Consider the following 13,586-nt stretch of genomic DNA (forward strand, 5'->3'; position numbering starts at 1 on the left):
GAGTCGAAGACAAAGCCCTCCATGTCGGTGTCCACCCACGTCGTAGCCCTGCGCCCGACCGAGCTCGAGCCCGCCGTCCAGGCGCTGGCCGCGGAGCCGGACCTGTGCGTGCTGGCCGGCGGTACGGAGCTGATGGTGCTGGCCAACGCCGGAAGGCTGCGGCCCCGCGGCTTCCTGCTGATCGACCGGATCCCCGAACTGCGCGGGGTCTGGTTCTCCGAGCAGGAGGTCATCATCGGCGCCGCCACCACCTGTGCCGACCTGACGCACCCCGACCTGCGCGCGGTACTGCCCGCGCTCGCCCAGGCCGCCCGCGCGATAGGCTCCGCCGCCCTGCGCACCCGCGCCACCCTCGGCGGGAACCTCGCCTCGGGCAAGCGGCTCGGCGGCGGTCCGGCCCCGCTGCCCGGACGCGACCTGCTCACCGCGCTGATAGCGCTCGGCGCGGTCGCCGTGTGCCGCACCCGCGACAAGTGGCGGCAGGTCCCGGTCGCCGACCTCTACGCCCGCGACGGCGGCGCGCAACTGCTGCCCGGCGAGCTGATCACCGCCCTCCGGCTGCCGCTCGGCACCGGCCAGCAGGGTTTCATGAAGATCGGTACCCGCGGCGGGCCGGGACGCCCGGTGCTCACCCTCGCGCTGGTGGTGGACCCGTCGACCCGTCAGGTCGCCTGCGCCGTCGGCGGGCACGGACCGGTGCCCGCGCGGGTGGACCACGCGGGACAGTGGCTGCAGGCCCACGTGGACTGGGAGGCCGGCGCCATCCCGGATCCCGGCACGTACCAGACCTTCGCGCGGCTGGTCGCCGAGGGGCTGCTGGCGCCGCTGACGGCGGGCCCGGCCGGCGCGTCCACCTCGCGGATCCCGGAGGAGTACCGCAGGAAGGCCGCGGAGGTCTGCGCACGGCGTGCCCTGGTGCGCGCGCTGCCGCCCTCGGGCTGGCTGGAGCAGGTGAAGCAGTATCAGATCAAGGCGGAGCTGATGCGCGCGCGGACGGCCGTGGAGCGGGCCGAGCGCGGCCTGCCGCAGACGCCGCCGGTGCCCGGTCCGATCTCCGGCCCGGTGAACGTGCCGGGCCTCGGCGCGCTCGGCGCGCGCACGGACATCACGATCCCGTCCCAGGGCGGGGGGCGAGCGTGAGCCAGGCGCAGGACTTCGACCAGTACGACTTCCTCTCCGCGGACTCCTCGGGCGAGCTGGAGATCGACCCCCTCGCCGGCAGCGGCACGCACCCCGTGTCCGGCAACGTGCCCGGCCAGCGGACCCCCGAGCAGCCGGCCGGGACGCCGATGCCGCCCGCCTCGGGCCCGTTCGCCACGGTCTCGATCCGCTGCGTGGTCAACGGCGAGCCGGTCGAGGTGCCCGAGATGTGGGTCGCCGACAGCCTGCTGTTCGTGCTGCGCGACCGGCTCGGCCGCACCGCCGCGAAGGACGGCTGCGGCGAGGGCGAATGCGGGGCCTGCGTCGTGCTGCTGGACGGCGAGCCGGTGCTCGCCTGCCTGACCCCGGCGCTGGTGGCCGAGGGGTCCGCGGTGACCACCGCCGAGGCGTACGCCGAGGGCGACGAGGTCTCCGCCGCGCTGGCCGCGCACTGCGGCGCCGGCTGCGGCTACTGCCTGCCGGGGATCGGCCTGACCACGCGCTCGCTGCTGGCCCGCCAGCCGGAGCCGAGCGAGGCCGCGATCCGCGAGTCGCTCTCCGGCCACCTGTGCCGCTGCCTGCCGCCCGGGCACTTCATCGACGCCGTGCACGAGGCGGTGCGGCGCCGTGAATAAACCCTCCGCACTACCCGGCTTCCTGATCGGCGAGCAGCTTCCGCCGGAGGCCCCGGCCGCCGCGCCGGTCGACGTCGTCCCGGCCCCGGCGTACGCGGCGGTGGATCCGCCGGCGGACGGGATAGGCAAGGCCGTTCCCGCCGCGAAGGCCGCGGGCCGCTACCCGTACGCGGCGGACCGGCCCGGCGGCCCCGGCATGCTCTACGCGGCGCTGGCCCGCAGCCCGCACCCGCACGCCGCGCTGCTGCACATCGACGTCAAGCCGGCGCTTGACCTGCCCGGCGTGCACGCCGTGCTGGCCGGTCAGGAGCTCGGCGTGACAGCCGTCGAATACCGCGGGCAGTGCGTGGCCGTTGCCGCCGCCGACCACCCCGCGCTGGCCCGCGCCGCGCTGGACGCCGTGGAGATCCACTACGCGCCGGGCGAGCCGCTGCTGGACGCGCGTCAGGTCTTCGCGATGGCCCGGCGCACCGGGAACGACTCGCGGGTCTCGGCGTACCGCCGGTACACCCTCGGCGAGGGCGGCGAACTGGCCGAGCCCGCCGAGGGCGAGAGCACCGTCATGTACGGATACGAATTCGGCCGGGGAGCCGACCCGGCCGCCGCGCCGGGCGCCGTACTCGCCGTGCCGCATTTCGCGCCGGACGGACAGGGCAACGGCGGGATGCGGCTGGTCGGCCTCGAGCTGCACACGGCCTGCGCCGACCCGATGCGCGACCTGCGCGCGGTCTGCGCCGCCGTGGGCCTGCCGATCGAGGCGATCCATCTGGTGCCCGCGCCGTTCACCGGCACCAGGTCGGGCGACGATCCGGACCTGCGGGTGGCCGCCGCGCTGCTGGCGCTGCGCACCGGGCGACCGGTGCGGGCCGAGGGCGGCCCGGCCGACCGGCTCGCCGGCGACGCGGGCACCCCGGCGATCCGCGTGCACGCCACGCACCGCGTCGACGCCGAGGGCACGCTGCTCGCCGTCCGGGTGGAGCTGGTCGTGGACGGCGGCGCCGATCCGGCGGGAGCCGAGCCGCTGCTGGACGAGCTGTGCCGCGGCGTCGTCGGGCCGTACCGCTGCGAGAACGTGGAGATCCAGGGCTGGGTCGTGCGCACGCACAATCCGCCCGCCGGACCCTGGCCGGGCGGCGCCGCGATGCTGGCCGCCGTGGTCGCCGAGGCGCAGATCGACGCGGCCGCCGCGGCCTGCGGACGCAGCCCGCTCGACCTGCGTGTCAAGAACCTGATACGGTCGGGCGACCACCTGCCGGACGGCCGCCGGCTGGTCGGCGCGGTCCCGCTGCCCGAGCTGCTGACCACGCTGCTCGACACGCAGATGCCGCCCTTCCCGCCGGGCCCGGACATCCGCACCTTCCCCGGCACCGTCGGCCGCACCGGCGAGCTGACCCGGGTGCGGCGCGGCGCGGGCATCGCGCTGGCGATGGTGGACCTGGTGCCGCCGGAGCTCGACGAGGAGTTCGCCACCGCGCAGGTCGCGCTCACCTCGGACGTCAACGGCCCGATCGTGCACGTGGCGACGAGCATGGTGGACACCGGCAGCGGCCAGCACGCGCTGCTGCGCAAGATGGCCCGCGAGGTGCTCGGTGTGCGCCGGGTGATCGTGCGCCGCCCGGCGAACCCGGCGGACCTGCCCGCGACGGCGATCGGCCCGGGGCGCACGACGTGGCTGCACTGCATGGCCGTGCAGCGCGCCGCCCGCGGGGCACGGTCACAGGCCCTTGCGAAGGTCGCCGCCCAGTTCGCGGTCTCCCCGCAGCTGCTCGAGGTGCGCGACGGCATGGTCGTGACCTACGACGGCACGCTCTCGAAGCCGGTGGACGAGGTCTACGCCCGGGTGCTGCGCGGCGCCGCGGTGTACGTCGCGAACGGCGAGTTCCGCGTGCACGGCTCGGGAGCCCCGTCCCCCGGCGTGTTCGTGCCCGAACCCGGCACCGCGCACGTGGCCGTCGCCGCCTATCGAGCCGTCGTCGACGCCGACACCGAGCTGCACACCCTGCGCCCGGTGCGGGTCACCGCGGCCCACGACGCGGGCCGGGTGCTGCTGCCGGAGCGGGCCGAGGCGGCGGTCGGCTCGGGCGTGCTCACGGCGGTGGACTTCGTCTTCAACGCGCAGGCCGAGGAGATCGACCTGGCCGGCGCCGAACTGGGCGGCTTCGGCGCGCTCGGCCCCGGCCAGTTCCCGACGATGCTGGAGCAGCCCGAGCTCGAGCTGCTGCCGTTCCTGGAGTCCTCCATCGGCGAGCTCGATTCGACCATGCTGCGCCGCCGCGGCTTCGCCGCCCCCCTCCCGCTCGGCTACCTCCCGGTCCGCCGCGCCTCCTACGCCGCCTGCGCCGCCGCCCTGGCCTGCGCGACCCGGGACGCCCTGGAGGCCCACCCGACCCGCCTGCCGCTGCGGCCGTGGGGCGTGAGCAGCTAGGCGAGGACCCCGCCAGGTCGGGTCGTCGTCGTGCGTCGGTGCTCCGCTTCGCGGATCCCCAGGTTTCGCTTGCCCGCCGTCCCACCCGTTGCGTTCGGTGGGCAGGCGTGGGTTTCCAAAATCAACGGCGCCGCTGGGCCTGAGGGGATTCGAACCTCTGACCCCTCAATGCGAGCGGGGTTCAGGCCTCCCCCTGGCCAGGTATCCCACTGCCGTGACGGCCCTCAGGCCGTCAGGTCTTCGAGTCGAGACGCACGAGTGGCAGCTTTTGAACTTGACTTTCGAACTCGCGGCCGACCAGTGAACGCAACGGGTGGGAGGGTGGGTGAGCGAAACCCAGGGCTCCGGGGTCAAGCCCCCCGAAGGCCTCGCTGTAACAGGTGGACCTCCACTTGGCCTATCACGTACGCTCTTGAGGTGACCACGCTCTCCGCTCCGGCTCCCGTACGCGCGTCGAAGCCGGAGAGCATCCTCAGCCCGCGGTATCTGGCCGTCACCATCGGATTCGTCTCCTCGATCCTGCTCACCGCGTTCGAGGCGATGGCGGTCGGGGCGGCGATGCCGGTCGCGGTGGCGAAGCTGAGCGGGCTGCCGTACTACTCGCTGGCCTTCTCGGCGTATCTGACGACCAGTCTGCTCGGCATGGTGCTGAGCGGGCAGCGGTCCGACCGGAGCGGGCCGCGGCTGCCGTGTCTCGGCGGTATCGCGCTGTTCGGGGTCGGGCTGGTCACCTCGGGGACGGCCACGACGATGGCCCAGTTCGTGCTGGGCCGCGCGATCCAGGGCTTCGGCGGCGGATTGGTCATCGTGGCGCTGTACGTGCTGGTCGGCCGGGCGTACCCGGAACACTTGCGGAGCAAGGCCTTCTCGGCGATGGCGGCCTGCTGGGTGCTGCCCGGCGCGGTCGGGCCGGTGATCGCGGGAGTGCTCACCGAGGACCTGAGCTGGCGCTGGATCTTCCTCGGCACGGCCGTGTTCATCGTGGTCCCGCTCGGCCTGCTCGCCAAGCCGCTGCGCAACCTGCCGCGCGTCGAGCAGGCCGAGCGGTCTCAGGCGGAGATCGCGCGACTGCGCCGGATACGCGTCGCAGCCGGACTGACCGCGCTCGGCGCCGGAGTGCTGCAGCTCGGCAGCCAGGAGATCAACCTCGTCGGCCTGCTCCTCGCCCCGCTCGCGCTCGTGCTGCTGATCCCGAGCGTGCCCCGACTTCTCCCGCCCGGCACGCTGCGCGCCCGCCGCGGCCTGCCGACCGTCATCCTGATGCGCGGACTGATGGCGGGCTCGTACTTCGGCATCGAGGCCTTCCTGCCGCTGATGCTCGAACAGCACCGCGGCATGAGCGTAACCCTCGCGGGCCTGTCCCTGGTCACCGCCACGGTCGGCTGGGCGCTGGCGTCCTGGGCCATCAGCCGCCCGTTTCTGGCCACCCGCCTGTCCAAGCCCGCCCGCGTCCGCACCGGCGTCGCGATCTGCGGCCTGTCCCTGTTCGGCGACATCGTGGCCGTCAGCACCGCCACCCCGCTGTGGACCGTCGCCGCCGCCATGGGCTTCGCCGCCCTCGGCGCCGGCATGGCCTTCCCCACCGTCAGCCTGCTGACGCTCGAGCTGTCCGAGCCCGAGGAGCAGGGCACGAACTCGGCCTCGCTCCAGGTCGCCGACGGCATCACCAGCACCCTGGCCATCGCCCTCGGCGGCAGCATCTACCACGCCCTGAGCACGACCGGCCCCGCCTCCGGCAGCGTATACGTGCTGCTCTACGCCCTCTACATCGCCATCGCCGGAGTCGCCTGGCTACTCGCGCCGCGGGTTCGACGGGCCTGAGTCCACGGAACGTTTCCCGTTCTGTCGGCGGCGCCCGGTACGGTGGGAGACCGCGCCGACCGAGCAACGCCGCCACGGCGGCCGAGCGACATCAGCGACACTTGAGGGGACGACGTCACGTTGAGCACCAACGCCGCCTCACACCTGTCTCCGGCGTACCCGGACCGCGCGCCGTGGGGGACCGCGGGCAAGCTGCGGGCCTGGCAGCAGGCCGCGCTGGATGAGTATCTGCGCCGGGAGCCGCGCGATTTTCTCGCGGTGGCGACGCCGGGGGCCGGTAAGACGACCTTCGCGCTGCGGATCGCCACGGAACTGCTGGACCGTCACATCGTGCAGCAGATCACGGTCGTGGCGCCGACCGAGCACCTGAAGCACCAGTGGTCCGAGGCCGCGAAGAAGGTCGGGATAGGGATCGACCCGACGTACTCCGGCTCCTCGGGCGGCACTTCGCGCGACTACACCGGGATCGCGGTGACGTACGCGGGCGTGGCGGCGCATCCGATGCTGCATCGCTCGCGGGTGGAGAACCGGCGCACGCTGGTGATCCTCGACGAGATCCACCACGCGGGCGACGCGCTGGCGTGGGGTGACGCGATCAGCGAGGCCTTCGAACCGGCCGCCCGCCGGCTCGCGCTGACCGGGACGCCGTTCCGCTCGGACATCGCGCAGATCCCGTTCGTCGGCTACGCCCCGGATGCGGAGGGCATCCGCCGCTCGGTCGCCGACTACTCGTACGGCTACGGCGCGGCGCTCGCGGACGGCGTCGTGCGGCCGGTCATCTTCCTGTCCTACGCCGGGCAGATGCGCTGGCGAACCAAGGCCGGGGACGAGATCGCCGCCTCGCTGGGCGAGCCGATGACGCAGGACGCGGTCAGCCAGGCCTGGCGCACGGCGCTGGATCCGGCGGGCAACTGGATGCAGGCGGTGCTGCGCGCGGCCGACAAGCGGCTGACCGAAGTGCGCAAGGCGGTGTCGGACGCGGGCGCCCTGGTCATCGCGACCGATCACTTCGCCGCTCGTGCGTACGCGAAGATGCTCCGCGACATCACCGGCCAGTCGCCCACGGTCGTGCTCTCCGACGACCCCAAGGCCTCGTCCAAGATCGAGAAGTTCAGCGAGGGCGAGGACCGCTGGATGGTCGCCGTCCGGATGGTCTCCGAGGGCGTGGACGTGCCCCGGCTGGCCGTCGGCGTCTACGCCACCTCGATCTCCACGCCGCTGTTCTTCGCCCAGGCAGTCGGCCGGTTCGTGCGCGCCCGGCGACGCGGTGAGACCGCCTCCGTCTTCCTGCCCTCGGTGCCGATGCTGGTCCAGTTCGCCAACGAGCTCGAACTCCAGCGCGACCACATCCTCGACCGCAAGAAGCGGGACGACGACATGTGGTCCGAGGAGGAGGACCTGCTCGCCGACGCGAACGCGGAGAAGAACGAGACCGACCTCGGCGAGTTCAAGTTCGAGGCGCTGGAGTCCGAGGCCACCTTCGACCGCGTCATGTTCGACGGCGGCGAGTACGGGCTCGCGGCCGAGGCGGGCAGCGCGGACGAGGCGGACTACCTCGGGATCCCCGGCCTGCTCGAACCGGAACACGTGCGGACCCTGCTGCAGAAGCGCCAGACGCGGCAGATCGCCCGGCAGCGCGGGCAGCAGGCGCCGGACGGCGCAGTGCCGAACCTGCCGGCGCAGGAGCGGCCGGTGGTCAGCCACCAGCAGCTGCTCAGCCTGCGCAAGGAGCTGCACACGCTGGTCGGCGCGTGGCACCACCAGTCCGGCCTGCCGCACGGCGTCATCCACAACGACCTGCGGCGCAGCTGCGGCGGCCCGCCCGCCGCGCAGGCCACGGCGGTCGAGTTGCGGGCCAGGATCGACAAGGTCAGGGCCTGGGCAGCGGGTCGGGAAAAACAGCGGTGAGCAGCGCCGAGGCGGCGTGATCGACACGGGCTCCGTCAGGTTCGGACTTAGCCCCTGACAGACCGCGTGCTTAGACTGCTGCCGTGACGACTAGCACGGCAACCCCCGCGGGGAGCGAACACCACCCGGAGACCTCGCAGACGCTGGACCGCGGCCTGCGCGCGCTCGAAGAGCTCGCCGAGGTCCCCGGCGGCCTGACGGTGACGGAGCTCGCCGAGCGGCTGCACGTGAACCGGACGATCGTCTACCGGCTGCTCGCCACGCTCGAGCTGCACGGCCTGGCCCGCCGCGACGCCTCCGGGCGGGCGCGGCTGAGCATCGGCGTGCTGGCGCTGGCCCGGCAGGTGCAGCCGCTGCTGCGCGAGGCGGCGACCATCCCGCTGCGCCGGCTGGCCGAGGAGGTCGGGGCGACGGCGCACCTGACCGTGGTGGACGGCACCGAGGCGCTGGCCGTGGCAGTGGTCGAACCCACCTGGACCGACTACCACGTGGCCTATCGGGTCGGCTCCCGGCACGCGCTGGACCGCGGCGCGGCCGGCCGGGTGATCCTCAACTACCGGGAGAACAAGAACACCGGCTTTCTGATGACGGACGGCGAGCTGCAGTTCGGCGCGTACGGCATCGCGGCCCCGGTGATCGACGTGCCGGGCGTCGAGGCCTCAGTCGGCGTGATCTCCTTCGGGCAGCTCGACCCCAATCGCACCGGCCCCCGCGTGATCCGCGCGGCCTCCGAGGTCGCCAGCGCGCTCCGCTGAGCCGGACGCGGCCGAGCCGGGCGCCGGCACCGCGCAGGCGGGCGTGCCGCCGGGCATCCGGTACCGGTTGTTCGCGATCAGCCGGTAGATTCCGCGCGCCAGCCAGGAGATCGGCGGCACCAGCATCAGCGCGCCGACCAGGCGGAACGGCCAGCGCGAACGCAGCAGCGTGCGCGCGACGGCGGCGGATCCGTGCGGAATCGCCTTGGCCGACGTGCGCGGACTGAGCCACTGCACCGACGAGGTCACGGCCTCCGCCGTCAGCCCGTGCGCCCCGAGATCGAGGTCCTGCCAGGGCACGAAGCGCACCGCCGGACGGCACCAGCGCTCGGCCCAGCGCACCGACGAGGTGCAGAACCCGCAGTCCCCGTCGAACACCAAGGTCGGCTTCGCGATCGCCGTCGTGCCCGTGGTCATGTCTCCAGCGTACGCGGGGCCGGCGACCCGCCTCTCAACCGCCTGCCACACCCGGTCGGACAGGAACACCGCGTCGCCGACCAGCATGAGCAGCGAGAAGAAGGGCAGCCCGAGCAGCACGGCGATGCTCAGGTGCATGCCGGCCAGGATGACCAGCGACGGGTACTTGAGCTTGGGCGAGAAGACCGCGAACGGGAAGCCGATCTGCACGAACACCGTCACGAAGCCCGCGACGGCGAGCAGCACGGAGTGCCCGAGCAGCCAGGAGTCCAGGCCCGGCCAGGGCTGGAACCAGTGCAGCCGCAGCACGAAGCTCATCGCGGTGCCGTCCTGCCACATCGAGCCCTGCACCTTGTACAGGCCCGCCGTCGCGTAGATCACGCAGACCTGGAAGGCGATCACCAGCACCGCGCCGTTGTGCAGCACGTTCGCGACCTGCTCGCGGACCGCGCCGAGCTCGAGCCGCCAGTCGGGCGGGCTGTCGGACGCCTCGACGGGCTCCGGGCGGGACCGCAGCCGCCGCGCGTCCAGCGACCAGTGCCGTCCGCAGCGCGTGAAGCAGAGGAAGATCGACATGATGACGAGGACGTTGTCGCCGCCGTCCGTGATCAGCGGGCTGCGATTCTCCAGCGCCACGACGACGAAGCAGAACAGCAGGGAACTGATCCGCGTGCGCCAGCCGAGGGTGAACAGCACGCCGGCCACGATCGCGAGTGCGTAGAAGGCCTCGAAGCCGCCGCTGCCGAGCCCGGCCACGGCTGTGATCCACGCGCGGATCCAGCCGAACATCGGGATCTGCGCCTCGTACGTGCGCTCCATCGTCGGCGACCACGGCGAGTTCGGGCCCCAGGCGGTGAGCCGTTCGTTGAACTCGAAGAGCAGGAACAGCGTCCAGAGCGTGCCGTAGCCGATGCGCAGAGCGGCGGTTCCGCGAGCGGCCACGGTCGACTCGGTGACGTGGGCGTAGCAGCGGCTGAACAGCGATGTCATCGTTTTCACCGGGCCACCAGCCACCACGGCAGCGTCTGCGCCTGCGGGGCGGTCTGCGCGGCCGTGCGGCCATCCCCCGGCAGCAGCGTGATGATGAAGCGCACCTGGACCGAGTCGATCGTGCCCGACTCACGCGGCCGCAGGTAGCCGAGGACGAGGTTCTGCAGGTACGCCTGCGCGGTCGCGGCCAGCGGCGAACCGGCATTGGGGATTCCGGTCGACGTGTGCGTCTCGACGAACTTCAGCCACGCGTTACGCGTCGCGTTCATGGTCAGGTGGCTCGGCACCGGATTGCCGTCGGTCGCCGCCGCGTCGATCGCCGAGAGGTCGACCCACGGCGAGACGGCGGCGGACGGACCGACGCTGGCGCGCGCGTCGATCTCCAGATTCTCCGAGATCGGGTTCGGCGCGAACAGCTGCCAGTTCTGCATCTGCAGCGGCGTCATCCACCAGGAGACCTGCGCGGCGTACTTCTTCGAGATCACGTTGCCCGGCGCGTTGTACAGGAACGACGCGCTCATCTGGATCGCCACCAGGATCAGCGTGACCAGCACCGTCACGCCGACCACCGCGCGCGACCAACGCCGCGTCGGCCGCCGCGCCGTCGATATCGCCGCCTGCTCGCTCACCGCGCCGAGGTTACATGTCGGATCGATAAACCGCAGCGGCCTCGGCCAACTGCACCACCCGCAGCGGGATCGGATTCTCCAGCGCGATCATCGTCGAGGTGCGCACGATGCCGTCGAAGTCGATGAGCCGGTCGATCACATGCTGCAGGTCCAGGTTGGAGCGCGCGACGATCCGGCAGAGCATGTCCCCGGTGCCGGTCACGGTGTGCATCTCGAGCAGTTCCGGCACGGTCGCGAGATGCGCGCGCACGTCCCGGCCGCTGCCCTGCCGGATCTCCAGCGTCGCGAACGCCGTCACCGGATAGCCGAGCGCGACCGGGTCCAGCTGCGGCCCGAAGCCGCACACGACGCCGTCCGCCTGCAGCCGGTCCAACCGCGCCTGCACGGTCCCGCGCGCCACGCCGAGGCGGCGCGAGGCCTCCATCATCCCGACCCGCGGCTCCTCGTTCAGCAGCCGGATCAGCCGGGCGTCCAGCTCGTCCACCGCCATGCTGCCACGCTCGCATTCTGTACAAGTTGTCGACCGAACTTCCCAAAGTACTAGTCATTCTGTATAGCAGAATCGCAAACTATTGACCACTGTGCGAAGCGGCAGCAGGATCACGAGCATGACCGACCTGATGCACGAGCACGAGTCCCCCGCCACTCCCGCCGCCGCCGACCCGTTCCCGGTCAAGGGCATGGACGCGATCGTCTTCGCCGTGGGCAACGCGAAGCAGGCCGCGCACTACTACGCCACCGCCTTCGGCATGCGCCTGGTCGGCTACGCGGGCCCGGAGACCGGCAGCCGCGACCACGCCTCCTACGTGCTGACCTCCGGCTCCGCCCGATTCGTCCTCAACGGCCCGGTGCGGACGGGCACCGAGCTCGGCGCGCACATCACCGCGCACGGGGACGGCGTGACCGACCTCGCGATCCAGGTTCCGGACGTGCCCGCCGCGTACCGGTACGCGGTCGAGCACGGCGCCAAGGGCCTCGAGGAGCCGCACGAGCTGACCGACGAGCACGGCACCGTCGTGCGCGCCGCCATCGCGACCTACGGCGAGACCCGGCACAGCCTCATCGACCGCTCCCGCTATGAGGGCCCTTATCTGCCCGGCTACGTCGCGCGCGAGCCGATCGTCCCCGCGCCGGACAAGCGCTACTTCCAGGCCGTCGACCACTGCGTGGGCAACGTGGAGCTCGGCAAGATGGACGAGTGGGTCGAGTTCTACCGGCACGTCATGCACTTCACGAACATGGCCGAGTTCGTCGGCGACGACATCGCCACCGAGTACTCGGCGCTGATGTCCAAGGTGGTCGCGGACGGCACCCGCAAGGTCAAGTTCCCGCTGAACGAGCCGGCCGTCAGCCGCCGCAAGTCGCAGATCGACGAGTACTTGGAGTTCTACGGCGGCCCCGGCGTGCAGCACATCGCCCTGGCCACCAACGACATCATCCGCACGGTGGACGCGATGCGCGCCGCCGGCGTCGAGTTCCTGGAGACCCCCGACTCGTACTACGAGGACCCCGAGCTGCGGGCCCGGATCGGCGAGGTGCGGGCGCCGGTCGAGGAGCTGCAGCGTCGCAAGATCCTGGTCGACCGGGACGAGGACGGCTATCTGCTGCAGATCTTCACCAAGCCGGTGCAGGACCGGCCGACGGTGTTCTTCGAGCTGATCGAGCGGCACGGCTCGCTCGGCTTCGGGAAGGGCAACTTCAAGGCCCTGTTCGAGGCCATCGAACGGGAGCAGGAGCGTCGCGGGAATCTCTGAACTCGGCTAATCTCTCCCCTGGACTGGAATTCGCATGTCGGGGGAGGGGAACCTTGAGCACCGGAAATCCGCCCGCGGGGTATTACGCCGACCCGTCGATCCCGGGGTACATCCGGTACTGGGACGGCGCCGAGTGGGTCGCGGGCACCAGCAGGCCCGCGCCGGAGGAAGCGGCGCAGGACGCGGCGCAGCAGGTCGCGGGCCAGCAGCCGGGCAGTTCGCGGACGGACGCGGCCGCGGGGCGGTCTTCGTCGGGCACCTGGCAGCCGGAGCCCGCGGCCACGTCGCAGGCCGGGCAGCCGGATCCGCCGGGGCGGTCCGCGGGCCGGTCGCAGAGCGGGGCACGGGGATACGCGCAGAGCCCTGCGACCACGGCCGGGCCGTCGCCCGCGCCCGCACAGGTGCCGCAGCAGTCGCCGCAGCAGGGACGGCACTCGCGCACCGGCGACAAACTGCCGCAGCAGTACGCCGATTCTGCGCAGCAGCACGCCGAGCCCGCCCGGCAGCAGCAGGCGCCACCGCAGCCGCAGCAGCAGCCGGCCGTGCAGTGGCCCGCGACGGCGGCGCCGTCCGCACCCGCGCAGCCTCCGCGGCAAGCGCCGCCGCAGCCGGTACAGCCGCAGCCGCCACAGCCGCCGCCGCCACAGCCGCAGCCGGTACAGCCGCAGCCCGTACAGCCGCAGCCGGTACGGCAAGCGGTACAGCCGCAGCCTCAGCAGTACGCGCAGCGGCCCGTGCCGGTTCCCGCCGTGCAGCCGCAGCCGCAGCCGGCGGCGCAGCAGGTCCCCGAGTCGGTCGCCACGATGATCGTGCCCTCGGCCTTCGCACCGAGCCAGCGCACCGGCACGTACCGGCTGCCCGGCAACATCAACAATCCCTTCGCGGGCCTGCCCGGCTCCCCCGACTTCGGCTCGGCGGTCGGGCAGGACGAGGAGGAGCCCGGCGGCGAGACCACCGTCGTCGAGCTGGCCACACCCGGCTCGCGCTTCCTGGGCCGCATCATCGACATCGGCATCGCCGCGATCTTCTCGGCGCCGATCACCGTGACCCTGCTGCTGATAGCGCACCGGCACGACCACCAGTACGTGCTCAAGCTGGACTCGCAGGCCACC

The 13,586-nt window shown here is 72.6% G+C and carries 11 protein-coding genes; 8 read left to right on the forward strand and 3 right to left on the reverse strand.

Annotation, left to right across the window (positions count from 1 at the left end):
• Window positions 1-21 precede the first annotated feature (21 nt).
• From VG296_RS08425 to VG296_RS08450, 6 genes are all read left to right on the forward strand, one after another.
• Window positions 22-1,140, forward strand: coding sequence for an FAD binding domain-containing protein (locus VG296_RS08425; RefSeq protein WP_325564832.1), 1,119 nt, complete (start codon window positions 22-24; stop codon window positions 1,138-1,140).
• The gene (locus tag VG296_RS08430) at window positions 1,137-1,775 is read left to right on the forward strand and encodes a (2Fe-2S)-binding protein (RefSeq protein ID WP_325564833.1); all 639 of its coding nucleotides are present in this window, start codon (window positions 1,137-1,139) and stop codon (window positions 1,773-1,775) included. The genes VG296_RS08425 and VG296_RS08430 overlap by 4 nt, the downstream gene beginning before the upstream one ends.
• Window positions 1,768-4,200, forward strand: coding sequence for a xanthine dehydrogenase family protein molybdopterin-binding subunit (locus tag VG296_RS08435; RefSeq protein ID WP_325564835.1), 2,433 nt, complete (start codon window positions 1,768-1,770; stop codon window positions 4,198-4,200). Before VG296_RS08430 ends, VG296_RS08435 begins: the two co-directional genes overlap by 8 nt.
• A 417-nt stretch (window positions 4,201-4,617) precedes the next feature.
• The gene (locus VG296_RS08440; protein ID WP_325564837.1) at window positions 4,618-6,021 is read left to right on the forward strand and encodes an MFS transporter; all 1,404 of its coding nucleotides are present in this window, start codon (window positions 4,618-4,620) and stop codon (window positions 6,019-6,021) included.
• 120 nt (window positions 6,022-6,141) lie between these two features.
• Window positions 6,142-7,929 (forward strand): DEAD/DEAH box helicase, encoded by a 1,788-nt coding sequence (locus VG296_RS08445; RefSeq protein ID WP_325564839.1) that lies wholly within the window; start codon window positions 6,142-6,144, stop codon window positions 7,927-7,929.
• An 83-nt stretch (window positions 7,930-8,012) separates the two neighbouring features.
• On the forward strand, window positions 8,013-8,684 hold the full coding sequence (locus tag VG296_RS08450; protein WP_325564841.1) for an IclR family transcriptional regulator: 672 nt from the start codon (window positions 8,013-8,015) through the stop codon (window positions 8,682-8,684).
• On the opposite strand, the gene VG296_RS08455 is transcribed toward VG296_RS08450, so the two are convergent.
• Genes VG296_RS08455 through VG296_RS08465 form a run of 3 tightly spaced genes read right to left on the reverse strand, consistent with a single transcriptional unit; the run spans window position 8,589 to window position 11,210 of the window.
• Window positions 8,589-10,091 carry a DCC1-like thiol-disulfide oxidoreductase family protein gene (locus VG296_RS08455; RefSeq protein ID WP_325564851.1) on the reverse strand — a complete coding sequence of 501 codons (1,503 nt, stop codon included), beginning with the start codon at window positions 10,089-10,091 and terminating at the stop codon, window positions 8,589-8,591. The two genes, VG296_RS08450 and VG296_RS08455, sit on opposite strands and share 96 nt — an antisense overlap.
• Before the next feature lie 5 nt (window positions 10,092-10,096).
• Entirely contained in the window at window positions 10,097-10,720 is a 624-nt protein-coding gene (locus VG296_RS08460; protein ID WP_325564843.1) for a DUF5819 family protein, read from the reverse strand.
• 10 nt (window positions 10,721-10,730) lie between these two features.
• The gene (locus VG296_RS08465; protein ID WP_325564845.1) at window positions 10,731-11,210 is read right to left on the reverse strand and encodes an Lrp/AsnC family transcriptional regulator; all 480 of its coding nucleotides are present in this window, start codon (window positions 11,208-11,210) and stop codon (window positions 10,731-10,733) included.
• A gap of 118 nt (window positions 11,211-11,328) precedes the next feature.
• On the opposite strand from VG296_RS08465, the gene hppD reads away from it, so the two are divergent.
• Window positions 11,329-12,474: a 4-hydroxyphenylpyruvate dioxygenase gene (gene hppD / locus VG296_RS08470; RefSeq protein WP_325564847.1), complete on the forward strand. Its 1,146-nt coding sequence runs from the start codon at window positions 11,329-11,331 to the stop codon at window positions 12,472-12,474.
• A 53-nt stretch (window positions 12,475-12,527) separates the two neighbouring features.
• The coding region (locus VG296_RS08475; protein WP_325564849.1) for a DUF2510 domain-containing protein at window positions 12,528-13,586 on the forward strand (1,059 nt) is incomplete at its 3' end.

The sequence above is a fragment of the Actinospica sp. genome (assembly GCF_035552695.1).
GTDB lineage: Bacteria > Actinomycetota > Actinomycetes > Streptomycetales > Catenulisporaceae > Actinospica.